The 15563-nt window shown below is 69.8% G+C and carries 16 protein-coding genes and 1 pseudogene; 13 read left to right on the forward strand and 4 right to left on the reverse strand.

The genetic code is table 11. The features are described 5' to 3' along the window. Window positions 1–15 precede the first annotated feature (15 nt). The 7 genes from ssuE to BN159_RS40805 all read left to right on the forward strand — a co-directional run bounded on the left by ssuE (window position 16) and on the right by BN159_RS40805 (window position 6690). Window positions 16–573: an NADPH-dependent FMN reductase gene (gene ssuE, locus BN159_RS40780; RefSeq protein ID WP_015662933.1), complete on the forward strand. Its 558-nt coding sequence runs from the start codon at window positions 16–18 to the stop codon at window positions 571–573. 53 nt (window positions 574–626) lie between these two features. Further along, window positions 627–1769, forward strand: coding sequence for an LLM class flavin-dependent oxidoreductase (locus BN159_RS40785; RefSeq protein ID WP_015662934.1), 1143 nt, complete (start codon window positions 627–629; stop codon window positions 1767–1769). Window positions 1770–1843: 74 nt separating this feature from the next. Next, a complete protein-coding gene (locus BN159_RS47610) occupies window positions 1844–1957 on the forward strand; it encodes a putative leader peptide (RefSeq protein ID WP_331712335.1) in 114 nt (37 codons plus the stop codon). 115 nt (window positions 1958–2072) lie between these two features. Then, on the forward strand, window positions 2073–2927 hold the full coding sequence (locus BN159_RS40790) for a glutathione S-transferase C-terminal domain-containing protein (RefSeq protein WP_015662935.1): 855 nt from the start codon (window positions 2073–2075) through the stop codon (window positions 2925–2927). Between the two features lie 35 nt (window positions 2928–2962). After that, window positions 2963–4150 (forward strand): LLM class flavin-dependent oxidoreductase, encoded by a 1188-nt coding sequence (locus tag BN159_RS40795; protein WP_041820495.1) that lies wholly within the window; start codon window positions 2963–2965, stop codon window positions 4148–4150. 15 nt (window positions 4151–4165) lie between these two features. Continuing rightward, on the forward strand, window positions 4166–5539 hold the full coding sequence (locus BN159_RS40800) for an NtaA/DmoA family FMN-dependent monooxygenase (protein ID WP_015662937.1): 1374 nt from the start codon (window positions 4166–4168) through the stop codon (window positions 5537–5539). Window positions 5540–5580: 41 nt separating this feature from the next. Further along, window positions 5581–6690, forward strand: coding sequence for an LLM class flavin-dependent oxidoreductase (locus BN159_RS40805; protein WP_015662938.1), 1110 nt, complete (start codon window positions 5581–5583; stop codon window positions 6688–6690). Window positions 6691–6708: 18 nt separating this feature from the next. Here BN159_RS40805 and sph read toward each other — a convergent pair. Continuing rightward, window positions 6709–7517, reverse strand: a pseudogene (gene sph / locus BN159_RS40810) (sphingomyelin phosphodiesterase); the annotation flags it as partial. 42 nt (window positions 7518–7559) lie between these two features. Between sph and BN159_RS40815 the strand changes: the two are divergent. The 3 genes from BN159_RS40815 to BN159_RS40825 all read left to right on the forward strand — a co-directional run bounded on the left by BN159_RS40815 (window position 7560) and on the right by BN159_RS40825 (window position 10204). Beyond that, the gene (locus BN159_RS40815; RefSeq protein WP_015662940.1) at window positions 7560–9131 is read left to right on the forward strand and encodes a recombinase family protein; all 1572 of its coding nucleotides are present in this window, start codon (window positions 7560–7562) and stop codon (window positions 9129–9131) included. 141 nt (window positions 9132–9272) lie between these two features. Continuing rightward, entirely contained in the window at window positions 9273–9584 is a 312-nt protein-coding gene (locus BN159_RS40820; protein WP_157901143.1) for a hypothetical protein, read from the forward strand. A 371-nt stretch (window positions 9585–9955) separates the two neighbouring features. Next, complete coding sequence (locus BN159_RS40825) at window positions 9956–10204, forward strand: hypothetical protein (RefSeq protein WP_015662943.1); 249 nt, start codon at window positions 9956–9958, stop codon at window positions 10202–10204. Window positions 10205–10206: 2 nt separating this feature from the next. Here the strand turns inward: BN159_RS40825 and BN159_RS40830 are convergent, their stop codons facing one another. After that, window positions 10207–10377 (reverse strand): hypothetical protein, encoded by a 171-nt coding sequence (locus tag BN159_RS40830; RefSeq protein ID WP_157901144.1) that lies wholly within the window; start codon window positions 10375–10377, stop codon window positions 10207–10209. Between the two features lie 787 nt (window positions 10378–11164). On the opposite strand from BN159_RS40830, the gene BN159_RS40840 reads away from it, so the two are divergent. Further along, the gene (locus BN159_RS40840) at window positions 11165–11692 is read left to right on the forward strand and encodes a bifunctional DNA primase/polymerase (protein ID WP_331712336.1); all 528 of its coding nucleotides are present in this window, start codon (window positions 11165–11167) and stop codon (window positions 11690–11692) included. Window positions 11693–12948: 1256 nt separating this feature from the next. On the opposite strand, the gene BN159_RS40845 is transcribed toward BN159_RS40840, so the two are convergent. After that, on the reverse strand, window positions 12949–13407 hold the full coding sequence (locus tag BN159_RS40845) for a pyridoxamine 5'-phosphate oxidase family protein (protein WP_015662946.1): 459 nt from the start codon (window positions 13405–13407) through the stop codon (window positions 12949–12951). 154 nt (window positions 13408–13561) lie between these two features. Between BN159_RS40845 and BN159_RS40850 the strand changes: the two genes are divergently transcribed. Beyond that, window positions 13562–13948, forward strand: a complete 387-nt coding sequence (locus BN159_RS40850) for a VOC family protein (protein WP_015662947.1) — start codon at window positions 13562–13564, stop codon at window positions 13946–13948. A 47-nt stretch (window positions 13949–13995) separates the two neighbouring features. Then, window positions 13996–15060, forward strand: coding sequence for an adenosine deaminase (locus tag BN159_RS40855; protein WP_015662948.1), 1065 nt, complete (start codon window positions 13996–13998; stop codon window positions 15058–15060). Here BN159_RS40855 and BN159_RS40860 read toward each other — a convergent pair. After that, window positions 15048–15557, reverse strand: a complete 510-nt coding sequence (locus BN159_RS40860; RefSeq protein ID WP_015662949.1) for a mycothiol transferase — start codon at window positions 15555–15557, stop codon at window positions 15048–15050. The genes BN159_RS40855 and BN159_RS40860 overlap by 13 nt on opposite strands. Between the last annotated feature and the right edge of the window lie 6 nt (window positions 15558–15563).

Consider the following 15563-nt stretch of genomic DNA (forward strand, 5'->3'; position numbering starts at 1 on the left):
TTTGAAAGGACTCCCATGGCCACCATTCTCTCCGTCTCCGGCAGCCCCTCCGCCACCTCCCGCACGGCACGACTGCTCCGCCACCTCGACGACCGCCTCAGGGCCCAGGGCCACCAGGTGATAGCGCTCGACGTCCGCACCCTGCCCGCCGAGGCGCTCCTCGGCGCCGACTTCCGGCACCCGGCGATCATCGAGACGACCGCCCTCTTCGAGCGCGCGGACGGAGTGGTGATCGGCACCCCCGTCTACAAGGCCGCCTACTCCGGGCTGCTGAAGGCGCTGCTGGACCTGCTCCCGCAGTACGCCCTCGCGGGCAAGACCGTCCTGCCGCTGGCCACCGGCGGCACCACCGCCCATGTCCTCGCCATCGACTACGCCCTGCGCCCCGTCCTCAGCTCCATGGGCCCCGCCCACATCACCCCGGGCTGGTTCACCCTGGACAAGGACATCACCGTCGCCGACGACGGCACCCTTTCCGTCGCCCCGGGCTCCGCCGAGGCCCTGGCCCAGGTCACCGACCAGTTCTCCCTCGCCCTCGGGGGCCGCCCCACCGTGCTCGCCGCCGCAGGCTGAAGACGGCTGGAGACGGCTGCACGCCCCACCGCACGACCCCGATCGGAGACCTCGTGTCCCTCACCTTCCACTGGTTCCTGCCCACCAACGGCGACAGCCGGCATGTCGTCGGCGGCGGACACGGCACCCCCGCCACCTCCTTCGGCCGGGACCGGCCACCGACCATCGCCTACCTGAGCCAGATCGCCCGCGCCGCGGAGGACCTGGGCTTCGTCGGCGCGCTCACCCCCACCGGCGCCTGGTGCGAGGACGCGTGGCTGACCACGGCGATGATCTCCCAGCAGACCGAGCGGCTGAAGTTCCTGGTCGCCTTCCGCCCCGGCTTCGTCTCGCCCACCCTGGCCGCGCAGATGGCGTCGACGTTCCAGCGGCAGAGCGGCGGACGACTGCTGCTGAACGTCGTCACCGGCGGCGAGGGCCAGGAGCAGCGGGGGTACGGCGACTTCCTCGACAAGGACGACCGGTACCGCCGTACCGGCGAATTCCTGGAGATCGTCCGGGAGTTGTGGGACGGCAAGACGGTGGATCTGCACGGCGAGCATCTGCGGGTGGAGAAAGCCCGGCTGACCCGGGTGCCCGACCCCGTCCCCGAGGTGTACTTCGGCGGCTCCTCGACCGTGGCCGGGGAGATCGCCGCGCGGCACGCCGACGTCTATCTCACCTGGGGTGAACCGCCCGCGCAGGTCGCCGAGAAGATCGCCTGGATCCGCGGACTGGCCGCCGGGCAGGGCCGTACCCTGCGCTTCGGCATCCGGCTGCATGTCATCACCCGGGACACCGCCGAGCAGGCATGGGCCGAGGCCCGGCGGCTCCTGGACGGCTTCGACCCGGAGACCGTGCGAGCCGTGCAGACGGGGCTGGCGCGCAGCGAGTCCGAGGGGCAGCGGCGGATGCTCGCCCTGCACGGCGGCAGCCGCGACGATCTGGAGATCGCCCCGAATCTGTGGGCCGGTATCGGCCTCGTGCGCGGGGGCGCGGGCACCGCTCTGGTGGGCAGCCACGACGACGTCGCCGAGCGGATCGTCGAGTACCACCGGCTGGGCATCGACGAGTTCGTGCTGTCCGGCTATCCGCACCTGGAGGAGGCGTACTGGTTCGGCGAGGGCGTGCTGCCCCGGCTGGGGGCGCGGGGGCTGTGGACCCACCCCGTCCGGCAGGAGACCGACGCGACGTCCCAGATCCCTTTCGGGGGGTGAGGACGCCCTCTTGACGTCGGCCGACGCCGGACGGACACTCCGAAGCGGGAATCCTAGTGAACAGGTAGGGAAACATGGGACGCCATGAGCCGGTCACCAACCGCGCCTCGTCGGCCTGCCCTCTTCTGACCTCCCGCCGTCACATCGATCTGCTGCGCGTATGCAGCGCCATCGGTCCCCTCGGGTAACCAGGCCACTTCCGCGCCCCATCACCGACCGGCGTCGCCCACCGGCACCGCCCGCGTCGGCGCGCAAACGGGCCCCCGCCGCCCATCCCTTGCCGCTTCCGCCCCGGGGAGAGTCATGTCCGTAACACCGCTGGCCGGCCACCCTTCCGCCCCCGACTTCCACGGCCGTATCGGCCACGACGCCCGCAGCGGCCACTACGCCGTGCCGCGCCGCTACCGGCTCCACCTGTCGACCGCCTGCCCGGACGGCCTCAGGATCGCCGTCACCCACAGCCTGCTGGGCCTGGACGACACCTGTCCGGCGGTCGTCCTGCCTGCCGTCCCCGACTGTCGTGACGGCGGCTATGCCGCACTGCGCCCGCTCTACGACGCCAGCGCCCACCGCTACACCGGCCCGGCCCGCGCCCCCGTCCTCAGCGACGCCTGGTCGGGCCGGATCGTGAGCACCCACGCCCCCGCCATCGCCCGCGACCTCGCCCGGCACTTCGGGTCGGGAGGTGTTCAACTCCGTCCGTGCGCAGCGGAGTCGGAGATCGACGCCGTCGAGCGGATGTGCGCCGCAGGCATCACGCAGGCGGCACAGCTCGCCGGATCGGCGGGCGGCGACGCGTCGGAACGGGCCGCCGCCGCCGACCGGCTGGCCCAGACCCTGGACGCCCTGGAGCGATGGCTCCTGGACCGGGAGTTCATGATCCGGGATCAGATCACCGCCGCGGACGTCGAGTTGTGGGTCACCCTCGTCGAACTCGACACCGCGCACCGCAACCACCTGGACGCGGCGCTGGTACGGCGCATCGCCGAGCACCCCGCCCTGTGGGCCTACGCCCGCCGCCTCGCCGCCCACCCGGCCTTCGGCACCCACCTCGACCTCGACGGCATCGCCCGCCGCCATCACGCCCACTGCCAGGGCCTCGAAGCCGCGGGAGCGGCCGTCCAGATCCTGGACTGGGCCTGCCACGCGCGCCGGTGACCTCGTACGCAACCCCTCAGGAAGGCAACCCCTTCGTGTCCTTCACGCCCCACGCACCACTGCACCTGGCCGTCGCCCTCGACGGCACCGGCTGGCACCCCGCCTCCTGGCGGGAACAGGCGGCCCGCCCCCGGGACCTGTTCACCGCCGCCTACTGGGCCGACCTGGTCGCCGAGGCCGAGCGCGGACTGCTCGACTTCGTCACCATCGAGGACGGCCTCGGCCCCCAGTCCACGCACTTCCTCCACCCCGACGAGCGCACCGACCAGGTCCGCGGCCGCCTCGACGCCGTCCTCATCGCCTCCCGGGTCGCCCCGCTGACCCGCCGCATCGGCCTGGTCCCGACCGTGATCGCCACCCACACCGAGCCCTTCCACCTCTCCAAGGCCATCGCCACCCTCGACTACGTCAGCACCGGCCGGGCGGGACTGCGCGTCCAGATCACCGCCCGCCCGAACGAGGCCGCGCACTTCGGCCGCCGCACCATCGAGCCCGTCGACTCCTACGACAGCCCCGTGGTGACCGGGCTGTTCGACGAGGCCGCCGACTATGTGGAGGTCGTACGCCGGCTCTGGGACAGCTGGGAGGACGACGCCGAGATCCGCGACGCCGCCACCGGCCGCTTCATCGACCGGAACAAGCTGCACTACATCGACTTCCAGGGCCGCCACTTCAGCGTCAAGGGCCCCTCCATCACCCCGCGCCCGCCCCAGGGCCAACCGGTCGTCACCGCCCTGGCCCACCAGACCGTGCCGTACCGCCTGGTCGCCCGGCAGGCGGACATCGGGTACGTCACCCCGCACGACGTCGACGAGGCACGGGCCGTCGTCGCGGAGATCCGCGCCGAGCAGGCCGAGGCCGGCCGCGCCGACCAGCCCCTGCACATCTTCGGTGAACTGGTGGTCTTCCTCGACGACGACCCCGCCGAGGCGGCGGCCCGACGGGACCGCCTCGACGCCCTGGCCGGTGAGCCGTACACCAGCGACGCCCGGATCTTCACCGGGACGCCCGTCCAACTCGCCGACCTCCTTGAGGAGTTGCGGCAAGGAGGGCTCACCGGCTTCCGGCTCAGGCCCGCCGTCCTCGGACACGACCTGCCGCGAATCACCCGGGGACTGGCCCCCGAACTCCAGCGCCGAGCCGCCTTCCGCCGCGCCTACGAGGCCGACACCCTGCGCGGCCTGCTGGGCCTGACGCGCCCCGCCAACCGCTACGCCGCCTGAGCCGGAGGGATCCCGATGTCCAAGCCGCTGAAGCAGATCCATCTGGCCGCGCATTTCCCCGGCGTCAACAACACCACCGTATGGAGCGACCCCAAGGCCGGAAGCCATATCGAGTTCTCCTCCTTCGCGCACTTCGCGCGCACCGCCGAACGGGCCAAGTTCGACTTCCTGTTCCTCGCCGAGGGCCTGCGGCTGCGCGAACAGAGCGGTGAAATATACGACTTGGACGTGGTCGGCCGCCCCGACACCTTCACCGTCCTCGCCGCCCTCGCCGCCGTCACCGACCACATCGGACTGACCGGCACCATCAACTCCACCTTCAACGAGCCCTACGAGGTGGCCCGCCAGTTCGCCAGCCTCGACCATCTCTCCGGCGGCCGCTCCGCCTGGAACGTGGTGACCTCCTGGGACGCCTTCACCGGCGAGAACTTCCGCCGCGGCGGCTTCCTGCCGCAGGAGCAGCGCTACTCCCGCGCCAAGGAGTTCCTCACCACGGCGTACGAACTCTTCGACTCCTGGGACGGCGAGGAGATCGTCGCCGACCAGGCCACCGGTGTCTTCCTGCGCGACGCCAAGGCCGGTTCCTTCGTCCACAGCGGCCAACACTTCGACATCCACGGCCGGTTCAACGTCCCGCGCTCCCCGCAGGGCCGCCCCGTCATCTTCCAGGCGGGCGACTCCGACGAGGGCCGCGAGTTCGCCGCGTCGAGCGCCGACGCGATCTTCAGCCGGTACGCCACCCGCATCGAGGGCCAGTCCTTCTACACCGACGTCAAGGACCGCCTCGCCCGCTACGGCCGCCGCCGAGACGAGCTGCTCATCCTGCCCGCCGCGAGCTTCGTGCTCGCCGACACCGACGCCGAGGCGGAGGAACTGGCCAAGGAGGTACGCCGCAAGCAGGTCAGCGGAGCCACCGCCCTCAAGCATCTGGAGTGGGTCTGGAACCGTGACCTGTCCGGCTACGACCCCGACGGTCCGCTGCCCGACGTCGACCCGCTGCCGGGGGAGCACACCGTCGCCCGCGGCCGGGCCCAAGTGCGCATGTACCGCGACCCGTTGGCCACCGCCCGGGAGTGGCGCGAGCTGGCGGCGGCCCACGGCTGGTCCATCCGGGACCTGGTCATCGAGACCGGGAACCGGCAGAACTTCATCGGCTCACCGCGGACCGTGGCCCGCGCCGTCAACGACCTCGTGCAGGCCGACGCCAGCGACGGCTTCATCCTCGTCCCGCACCTCACCCCCGGCGGCCTCGACGACTTCGCCGACCGCGTCGTCCCGCTCCTCCAGGAACAGGGCGTCTTCCGCACCGAGTACGAGGGCCCCACCCTGCGCGACCACCTGGGCCTCACCCACCCGGACCGGGCGCACACCGCACGGGCCGCCTCGTGACGCCCCCGAACCCGCCCGCCCACCTCTGAGGAGGCCACCAATTGTCAGCCATCCCCCTCGGCGTCCTGGACCTGGTGCCGATCCCGTCCGGCGCCACCCCCGCCGAGGCCCTGCGCAACTCCATCGACCTCGCCCGGCAGGCCGAACGCCTCGGATACACCCGCCACTGGTTCGCCGAACACCACCTCAACCCCGGAGTGGCGGGCACCTCCCCGGCGGTCGTCCTCGCCCTGACGGCCTCCGCCACCTCCACCATCCGGCTCGGCTCCGGCGCCGTACAGCTCGGCCATCGCACCGCCCTGTCCACGGTCGAGGAGTTCGGCCTCATCGACGCGCTCCACCCCGACCGCCTCGACCTGGGCCTCGGCCGCTCCGGCGGCCGCCCACCGGGACGGCCGACGGTGCCGCCGGAGAAGCGCCACTCGCCCAACGGCCTGCTGATACCGGCCCCGTTCAATCCCGAGCACCTGCTCGGCTCACCCCGGATCGCCCTCCAGCGCAAACTGCTGACGCTGCCGAACGCCGAGTCCCAGGACTACGCCGAGCAGATCGACGACCTGCTCGCCCTCCTCGGCGGCACCTACCGCTCCCCGGAGGGCATCGAGGCACACGCCGTACCGGGCGAGGGCGCCGAGGTCGAGGTGTGGATCCTCGGGAGCAGCGGTGGCCAGAGCGCCGAGGTGGCCGGCGCCCGGGGTCTGCGCTTCGCCGCGAACTACCACGTCAGCCCCGCCACCGTCCTGGAGGCCGTGGACGGCTACCGGTCCTTCTTCCGCCCGTCGGAGTTCCTCGACACCCCGTACGTCACCGTCTCCGCGGACGTCGTCGTCGCCGAGGACGACGCGACGGCCCGCGAACTGGCCGAGGGATACGGCCCATGGGTGCGCAGCATCCGCACCGCCGAGGGCGCCATCGAGTACCCGACCCTGAAGGAGGCCCGCGCCCACGAGTGGACCGACGCGGACCGGGCCCTCGTCCAGGACCGCGTCGACACCCAGTTCGTCGGCTCACCGGCCCGCGTCGCCGACCAGCTGGAACAACTCCAGGAGGCGACCGGCGCCGACGAACTGCTCATCACGACGATGACCCACGACCACACGGACCGGGTGCGGTCGTACGAACTGCTGGCCGGGGAGTGGGCACGGCGCTGACCACTCCCCGGCCGGCCGTCAGCCCGCCGAGCCGGTCACCGGGTAGTGGTCCGACAGATTGGTGTACGTGTAATCGGTGCCCCAGCTCGACACCGTCCAGGGCGCGCTCTGCTCCTTGATCACGTCGTTCTTCCACACGGCCGGACGGGCGTGGCCCGCGCGGTGCAGGACGTAGTCGAGGTCCTCGCGCGGGTCGTTCGGGTAACGGTCGCGGGCTATGGAGTTGTCCTGCGTGTCGAAGGAGTAGGTGTGCCCGGTGCGCGCGTCGGCGCCGACGAGGCCCGCGTCGGCGAGCATCGTGCCGTACTCCGCGGTGTGCGAGTCGACGTTCATGTCACCGGCGACCAGGACCTGCTCGTTCGCCGGGATGTTCTTGGCGTCCAGGAAGGCGTCGATCGCCTTGAACTGGCGGCTGCGCATCGCGGCGGCCTCACCGGCGTCGCAGCCCGGGTCCGTGGACTGGGCGTGCGTGCCGACCACGTGCACCTTGGCGCCGTTCACGTTCAGCACGACGTACGCGAAGCCCTTGTTGGACCACCAGTCCGCGCCGCACGCGTCCTTGTAGACGTACTGCTCCTTGCGCAGGATCGGCCACTGCTGAGGATCGTGACCCCGCCGTCCTCCGGCGTCGTCGCCGAGTAGGCGCCGCCCGTCGCGTCCCAGCCGGCCTTGCTCCGGCCGACCACGGGCGTCTGGTACGGGTAGGCGCCCGCCGCCGAGGACTTCAGCGCGTCCGAGGAGGAGTTGTCGAACGCCTCCTGGAGCACGACCACGTCGTTGCCCTGGAAGAACGGCGTCTTCACGATCTCGGCGGGTAGAGGCTCTTGCTGAACGGTAAGATGGTCCAGCTGTAGTCGCGAGGGGGCGGGATGAGTCGGGCTGAGGAGCGGCCGTTCGACGGGTGCGGGCTGTGCTTCGTGGGGGTACGTCGCCTATCGCGGAGATCGGATGCCACCTGGTCACCTGCACGTCAGCGCGACAACGTGCTGTCGGCCGTGGCCAGCGTAGGCGGTCACGTCATCGCCTGGGCTGACGACTGGGAAGTCTCTGGCGCTACCAACCCCATCGACCGTCCGCGGCTCGGGCCGTGGTTGCGCGGGGAGAAGGGTCCATACGCGGGGATCGCGGGGGCGGCCGTTGACCGGATTGGGCGCAGCCTCGTCGACTGCCTGAACACCGGGTACAAGATGCGCGACGAGGGGAAGCTCCTTGTTACCTACGGCCACAGCGGGCCGTGGGATCTGAACGACCCGGCCGACGAGAACCAGTTCATTGCGCAGGCTTGGGGAGCTCAGATGGAGCTCCGCGCCACGGAGGGCCGCAACCGCGACGAGACCGTCAAGGCGAGAGAGCAAGGGCGCAAGAGGGGCAAGCACTCATACGGCTACCGGTACGTGCGGCTGTACCAGAAGGCGGCAATCGACCACGTTGCGTTGGACCGTGGAGAGGACTTCCCAGAAGAGATTCGGGAGCGCGAGAACGCGGCCGAGAACATCCGCGACGTAGCGCGGCGAATCCTCGCAGACCATTCGGGCGAAATCACCGAACACAGTGAGGCGGCACGGCTGACTCGTGCAGGCGTTCTTTCTCCTGTAGACCATGAGCGGGTAATGGGTGGTAAAGAGCCCCGTGGGAGTGCGTGGGGTGGATCCGCGCTAAGGTCGATGCTGATTTCTGAGGCTGCACTCGGGTACCTACTGCACAAGGACAAGCCGGTACTCGACGACAAGGGCATGCCCGTTCGAGTTGCTCCGCCGCTCTGGAATCGAGAAACCCATGAGGCGCTTGTCAAGAAGCTAGCTCGCAAGAAGCCACGGGGTAAGCGTGCGCAGTCAGGCACGCACCTTCTCTCGTCGCTGGCCATCTGCGGGCAGTGCAAGTATCGCCAGTACCGTACGGGGAACCCAGTAGCAATGACGTGCATGTCGCGGCGTAAGGGTCTCACCGACTGTCAGCCGTCGCCCACGATCTATGTGGAGCGCCTGGAGGAGGCACTCACCGGGTGGTTCCTCGCGACATACGGCGACCACAAATTCATGGAGAGGGTTTTTGACCCGGGTAACGGCGTGGAGGAGGAGCTAGCGGAGAAGCTCTCGGCTCGTAACCGGCTGCGTGACGACCGAAACGCGGGGCTCTACGACGACGAGGACGACGCCGCTTGGTACCGGGAGCGGTACGGCGACCTGACGGCCGAGATCAAGCGCCTGCGTGAGACTCCTATCCGCCCTGCGGGGATGATCGAGCGCCCCACCGGGGAGACTGTGGCGTCGAAGTGGCACGCTGCCGCTGACGACGGGGAGAGGCGCCAACTCCTCCACGAGTTCGGCGTGACCGTCGAGGTGTTCCCCGAAGGGCATACGCCCCGCTGGAGGCCGCTCGTCGACGGGAAGGATCCTGACGCGGGCATCGCCGCTTCTATGAGCACCTCGACGGCGGGCTGACTGAGATTCTCGACGCTGCCAAGGACGCCGGGGAGACTCTGGGCGACGTCACGACGGCTGAACAGGCCATCGAGGCGGGTGGGGATGTCCTGGACGCCTGGCGTCGCCTGACGTCGCTCCTGAAGGACTACCGCAACGTCCGTGATGCTCAGTGGGACGTCCTTCGAGCCGTCACGGGCATGGACCGTCCGCGTTGACGAGGTCCCCGACCACATCCGCAGCGTGATGCAGTCACGCGACTACGCCATCGAGTACCTCGTGTGGGTCGCCCGTAGCGGCTCCGCGTTCGTGCCAACGTCGTACGAAGACCTGGAGTTCAGCGTTACGGCCGCGACCGACCCCGTTGCCTACGACGACCACGGCCCCATCGTCGACTACTCCCCGCGCGCGCTCCCTGAGCGCACCTACAAGCCCCTCGGTACCGGTCGCGACCCGCGCCCGTTCATCGCCTGACAAGGACAGACACCATGACCCCAGAAGAGCAGCGTGACGCCGCTTGCTGAAGTTGCCCGCCTGCGCGCGGGAGTCGCCGCTGGCCTGACGCCCGAGCAGTCCGAACGCCTCGTCGGTACGACCCCGGAGGAACTGGAGGCGGACGCGCAGACGCTTGCCGCACAGTTCGGCGTGAGGTCCCCTCCTGCGCCCCGATCCGGCGGTGACTGTGGTCCCGACGTCGGCAACGGCGCTGGGACTGTCAGCGGAGGCGCTACGCGCTACAGGCAGCGTCACGGCATGGACGACGAGGGGCGCCGCACTGAGCGACGCCATCCGAGCAGCAACCCCCGCAACCCGTTCGCCGAGAACAGCTACGCCATGGAGAACCGATGAGCCGCACGATCCTTTTCGACGAGTACACCTCCGTCATCCGCGACCGTGCGGCAGCCGCGAACGGTCAAACAGTGGCCGTCAACCTGGTTGGGGGGCAAACGCTGACGGGAACGCACGCCTACGCGTCCGCGGCAGCGACTTACCCGGCTGGCGGAATCGATTGGCCCACCGTGCTCACGGTCACCGTGTCGACGAAGGCCCACACCGTGCGGCTCGACCACGTGTCGAGCATCGGCCAGGGCTGACGTCACCGACGCCAGAACCGCCAGAAGTCGGCAAGTGCTCTGATGATTTCGGGACGCTCGCTCGCCTCCGAGCCACGCAGACTCAAGGGCAACGAAACGAGCACGATCAGAGCCAGCACGCCAAACAGCAGCGCCAGCAACCACGGTGCAGCTAGGGCGAGTTCACCCAGCATGGACCACACGACAAGCTCTCCTCGGCAACGGTGTGTGCCACCTGAGACGAGGACGTAGCGCAGGCTACCTCAACGACGACAGGTGACCTGTCAGTGCGCAGGGCCCTTGCTGCGCGCTGCACCGTTGCGGTGCATGTCGTTGAGGTCGGTTAAGACCTACAGAGTGGTGGGTCCCTGGTTGGCATCGCGCCTTCTGGGTCCCTGTCCGGGCCGCTACCCGTTCGCAGCGAGTAGCCGAGCTCCGTTTCGGAGCTTGAACGCCTCCGTTGCGGAGACGGTCCTAGGCGACGTTCGACGCCGCTGCTTTGACCATCGCGGTCTCGGCGATGCCACGTTAGCACCGTCAAGGGTGCGACGCACCGACATTGGGCGCAGCCATGAGCTCGCCGACGGAGAGCGTCGAGAGCCTCGCGCCGGCTTCGCGGCGAAGATCGACTAGCGAGTGACGCCGCATGGACCGGGGGGTGACCCCCGCCGGGACGATCTCCGAACCGTAAAGGTGCTGGGCCTCGCACTCTGTACGGGTCTGGGGGATCTGAGGGGGCCCGTTCGGCCCCGCCCTGCGGTAGGCCGCGAGCCGGCCGCACACGGCTTCCTGGGGCCCACTGAGGGTCGCGGGGCGGTCGAAGTGTAACGTGCCGGCCCTCTCTGGCTAACGCATTTTCCCTGGTGAGAGCCTTGAAAGCGTAACGGCCCGCATCTACGATTGAGGACTTGCGAGCACTGCGAAGGGCCGATGCCGATCGCGGCTCGGTCCCACGTCAAGACGTGCTCGAACTGGTGCCGGATGGCCCCGTCCCGCGCTCGTGCGCGTAAGGCGCTCCCCGACGAACTGACGACCTGCGACAGGTGGGTCCGACGCGCCGCGGACAAACGGCCGCTCACAGTCGCCAGCATGGCGGCGTCGAGCACCGACCCGCGCACGTGGAGCGCTCACAAGGACGCCGCTGTTTCGACGGTCGGCGCCGGTCTGGGCTTCGTCCTTTCGGACGTCGACGACATCGTCTGTCTCGACCTGGACCACTGTCTGAACCCGCTCACCGGGCGACTTGCCCCGTGGGCCGCAGCCATCATCCGCGACGCGGGGACCACCTACGTAGAGGTCTCCCCGTCCGGCGACGGGCTGCACATCTGGGGCCGTGCTGACGTCCGACAGGGACGCTGCATCCGACGCCCCGCCGGAACGGTCGTGGAGATCTACGGAACGGGCCGGTACATCGCAATGACGGGGCGCCGACATGGCGACACCCCGTCAGTTCTTGCCGACGTCAGCGACGTTGTTCGACGTCTGACGCCTTCTCCCCCTGCTTGCTGACAGGCGGCTTACCCAACTCTGCTCGGAGCTCCTTTACGGACCTCACGGCGGCGACAGCCTTCCTGCACAGAGCTGGAATCTGATCAAGCAGGAACGTGAGCACCCATGTCACGCCCCCGACGGCAGCCACTACCGCAGCCGCCCAACCAACGGTCTCCATGCGGTGATTGACCCTCCCACTCAGGGTGGTCGGGCCGCGTGCTGGGCGCGCTCGGCCCGACCACACGCCTAAACGGCATGTGATCGAAACCGAGAATCGCCCTCGACGCGTGGACGGCCGGACTTGCGAGTCCGGCCGTCGTTGTGTCGACTCTCATTTCGAAGTCCTTGAAGTAGTGCACAAGAGTCCCCCGCCTCGTTCGCGCGAGCTGGCGTCGACGCAGCCGCGATCCGTACCCGTTCAGGATCACCTGTAACGGGCTCGGATGTCCGGTCCCTACCCCGTGCGACATGGAAGCAATCACGAGTGGAGCGCCGATGGCTGGCGGCGGACCCGACGAAGCGGCGCCGTCTGTCCCCATGGACCTCTCAGTGCACGCAGGTCAGTTGACCGCGTAACGAACCCTCATCCCCTAAGGGCGCCCGGCGTCAACTCGGGGCCTTTCGCATGCCCCGGCGGACGCGTCGGGGCTTCGTCATTTCTGGACTTCCCCATGACCCAACACGCTGTGCGCGGCCGGAGTGCTGTTTCTCGCCGTTGCTGACGCTAAACGAATCCGGTGGACTGGCGGTTTCTGGATTCTGCTCTGAGGCCTGTCGCGAGTGGTTACTGAACGCAGTGCACAACGCCCGTTGTGCACTGTCGCTGAAGGTGGAACGCCAGGCGCAACGCCTGCTTCTCATAGCGGAGCTCCTGAACCTCCGCGACCACCCCACCGACGTCACCTTCTACACCACCCCAACCGAGCCGCTTGGGGTGACGCATGGCCGATAACACTGAAGATGGCCGTGCTCCCTGCCGCGGACCGTGTCGGGGAGGAGGCGGGTGCTCGCGGCGATGCAGCGCCAGGTCGACGACCTCGACCGCGACGACGTCAACATCAAGGTCCGCGCCAACACCGCGCAGACGCACGCAGCGCTGTTCCAACTTGGCATTGCACTCGGGGCCGTCGCGGCTATCCCCCTCATCCCCGTTGCTGCCGCAGCTATCGGCGCCATCGCCTCCGCGGCTATCGCTGCGGGAGCGGGTGTCGGCGTCCTGGCGCTCGCGTTTGGGGGCATCGGATGTCCTACGGCGGTACTCCCGTCTAACCTGTCTAGACAAGCCACTTGCCCTCCTTCATGAGGTGGCGCTGCGGCAACTCTCGTACCCCGTGCCACGCCTGCACCGCCCGCGGGCGCACCCGGAAGAAGGCGTAGGCGGCGCGCTCCGCGCGCGGATCCCACCCCGTCTTCGCCAGGAACGCCTCGACCGCCGCGTCCGGCACCTCCCGCGCCGTGAACGCCTCCGCCGCGCCGTCGATGAGCACCACGTCCCGCGTGTCGCCGAGCGCCAGCCGGGCGCGCCCCTGCTCCCGCAGGTTCCGGCCCGTCGGATTGGTGGCCCGCGTCGACACCCACACCGCCTCCCCGTCCCAGACGAACCACAGCGCCACCATGCAGGGCGCCCCCTCGGCGTCCGCCGTGGCGACCCAGACGTCCGTCTCGCGTTCCAGTCGCTCCAGCACCTCGCGTCTGCGCTGTTCGGGGGTGCGGGGCGGGTCGGTGATCGTCATGCCGGGGACGCTATCGATCCTCGGGCCGCGGCACCTCGGGCGGCGGTCCTAGGCCCGGAGAACGAGCCGCCCGAGGTGCCGCTCGGCGCGGACTGGCGCGCGGCGGGTTTTACGTATAACCTCTCCCGTCAATCGCACGTCCCGAAAGGCACCGATGAGCCGCATCGCCCTGGTCACCCTCGTCGTCGACGACTACGACGAGGCGATCCGCTTCTACACCGAGGCCCTGGGATTCCGTCTCGTCGAGGACGCCCCGCGCCCGGACGGCTCCCGATGGGTCGTCGTGCGGCCGGGTGGCGAGGGCGCCGAACTGCTGCTGGCCCGCGCCAAGGGCGACGCGCAGCGCGCCAGGGTCGGCGACCAGACCGGTGGGCGGGTCGGGTTCTTCCTGCACACCGACGACTTCGCCCGCGACCACGCCCGGATGCTCGCCGCGGGCGTGACCTTCCTGGAGGAGCCGCGCCATGAGCCCTATGGCTCGGTCGCCGTCTTCCAGGACCTGTACGGCAACCGCTGGGACCTGCTCCAGCCCGCCGGCTGACCTCCACCCGCCTCCCGTAGAACACCCGCTCAAGGAAAGCCCCCGACATGACTGCTACGCGCGTAGACGCCGATGTGATCCGTCGCCTCCCCAAGGCCGTCCTGCACGACCACCTCGACGGCGGCCTGCGCCCCGCCACCGTGATCGAGCTGGCGGCCGAGGTCGGCCACACCCTGCCCACCACCGACCCGGACGAGCTCGCCGCCTGGTACTTCGAGGCCGCGAACTCCGGCGACCTGGTCCGCTACATCGCCACCTTCGAGCACACTCTCGCCGTGATGCAGACCCGCGAGGGCCTGCTGCGCACCGCCGAGGAGTACGTCCTGGACCTGGCCGCCGACGGTGTCGTCTACGGCGAGGTGCGCTACGCCCCCGAGCTGAACACCCAGGGCGGGCTGGCCCTCGCCGAGGTCGTGGAGACCGTCCAGGAGGGCCTCGCCGCCGGTATGGCGAAGGTCGCCGCGGCCGGTACCCCGGTGCGGGTCGGTACCCTGCTGTGCGGCATGCGGATGTTCGACCGGGTGCGCGAGGCCGCCGACCTGGCCGTCGCCTTCCGGGACGCCGGTGTCGTCGGCTTCGACATCGCCGGTGCCGAGGCCGGTTTCCCCGCCGCCGACCACCTGGCCGCCTTCGAGCACCTGCGCCGCGAGAGCGTGCCGTTCACCATCCACGCCGGTGAGGCCGACGGCCTGTCCAGCATCCACCAGGCGCTCCAGATCTGCGGCGCCCAGCGCATCGGGCACGGCGTGCGGATCACCGACGACATCGTGGACGGCAAGCTCGGCCGGCTCGCCGGGTGGGTCCGCGACCGCCGTATCGCCCTGGAGATGTGCCCGACCTCCAACCTCCAGACCGGCGCCGCCACCTCCATAGCCGAGCACCCCATCACCGCGCTGAAGGACCTCGGCTTCCGGGTCACCCTCAACACCGACAACCGGCTGGTGTCGGGCACGACGATGACCCGCGAGATGTCCCTGCTGGTCGAGCAGGCCGGCTGGACCGTCGAGGACCTGCGCACGGTCACGGTGAACGCCCTGAAGAGCGCGTTCATCCCGTTCGACGAGCGCAAGGCCCTCATCGAGGACGTCGTCCTGCCCGGTTACGCGGTCTGAAGCAGCCCGCGGACGTAGGCGGCCTGTCCGATGTGCTGAAGATCGTCGGACAGGACGCTGACCAGCCGTACCCCCAGGGTCACCGGCGGGTCCCAGCGCTCGTCGACGACCCGCTCCAGATCCTTGGCGGCCAGCTCCCGCAGCGCGCCGAGGGTCTGGGCGTGGACGGCGTCGTAGTACCCGGTCAGCAGCTCGCCGGAGTCGACCCGGACCTTGTCGACCTTCGCGGAGGTGTGCCCGTACCCGGTGTCATGGCGGGGCAGGTCGAGTCCGAAGGTCTTCTGGAAGTCCTGGGTGAGCCAGACCTGGTCCAGGCCGAAGGCGTCGGCGATGTGGTCGTCCTGGACCCGGGTGAGATGCCAGACCAGCCAGGCGATGGAGTTGGCTCCCGGGCCGGGCCGGGCGTGCAGGTCGTCGGGGCCGAGGCCCTCGACGGTGGCGTGGACTTCTTCCTGGATGCGGCTGTAACCGTCGATGAGGATGTCCTTGGCATGCATGGCTCC

The sequence above is a fragment of the Streptomyces davaonensis JCM 4913 genome, from assembly GCF_000349325.1.
Lineage (GTDB): Bacteria > Actinomycetota > Actinomycetes > Streptomycetales > Streptomycetaceae > Streptomyces > Streptomyces davaonensis.

Excerpts from the sequence above, each read along its gene's own strand:
- BN159_RS40790 (WP_015662935.1), top strand. The coding sequence starts at position 2,073 with ATGTCCGTAACACCGCTGGCCGGCCACCCTTCCGCCCCCGACTTCCAC.
- BN159_RS40830 (WP_157901144.1), bottom strand. The coding sequence starts at position 10,377 with ATGCTGGGTGAACTCGCCCTAGCTGCACCGTGGTTGCTGGCGCTGCTG.
- BN159_RS40855 (WP_015662948.1), top strand. The coding sequence starts at position 13,996 with ATGACTGCTACGCGCGTAGACGCCGATGTGATCCGTCGCCTCCCCAAG.
- ssuE (WP_015662933.1), top strand. The coding sequence starts at position 16 with ATGGCCACCATTCTCTCCGTCTCCGGCAGCCCCTCCGCCACCTCCCGC.
- BN159_RS40845 (WP_015662946.1), bottom strand. The coding sequence starts at position 13,407 with ATGACGATCACCGACCCGCCCCGCACCCCCGAACAGCGCAGACGCGAG.
- BN159_RS40860 (WP_015662949.1), bottom strand. The coding sequence starts at position 15,557 with ATGCATGCCAAGGACATCCTCATCGACGGTTACAGCCGCATCCAGGAA.
- BN159_RS40815 (WP_015662940.1), top strand. The coding sequence starts at position 7,560 with ATGAGTCGGGCTGAGGAGCGGCCGTTCGACGGGTGCGGGCTGTGCTTC.
- BN159_RS40850 (WP_015662947.1), top strand. The coding sequence starts at position 13,562 with ATGAGCCGCATCGCCCTGGTCACCCTCGTCGTCGACGACTACGACGAG.
- BN159_RS47610 (WP_331712335.1), top strand. The coding sequence starts at position 1,844 with ATGGGACGCCATGAGCCGGTCACCAACCGCGCCTCGTCGGCCTGCCCT.
- BN159_RS40800 (WP_015662937.1), top strand. The coding sequence starts at position 4,166 with ATGTCCAAGCCGCTGAAGCAGATCCATCTGGCCGCGCATTTCCCCGGC.
- BN159_RS40840 (WP_331712336.1), top strand. The coding sequence starts at position 11,165 with ATGGCCCCGTCCCGCGCTCGTGCGCGTAAGGCGCTCCCCGACGAACTG.
- BN159_RS40825 (WP_015662943.1), top strand. The coding sequence starts at position 9,956 with ATGAGCCGCACGATCCTTTTCGACGAGTACACCTCCGTCATCCGCGAC.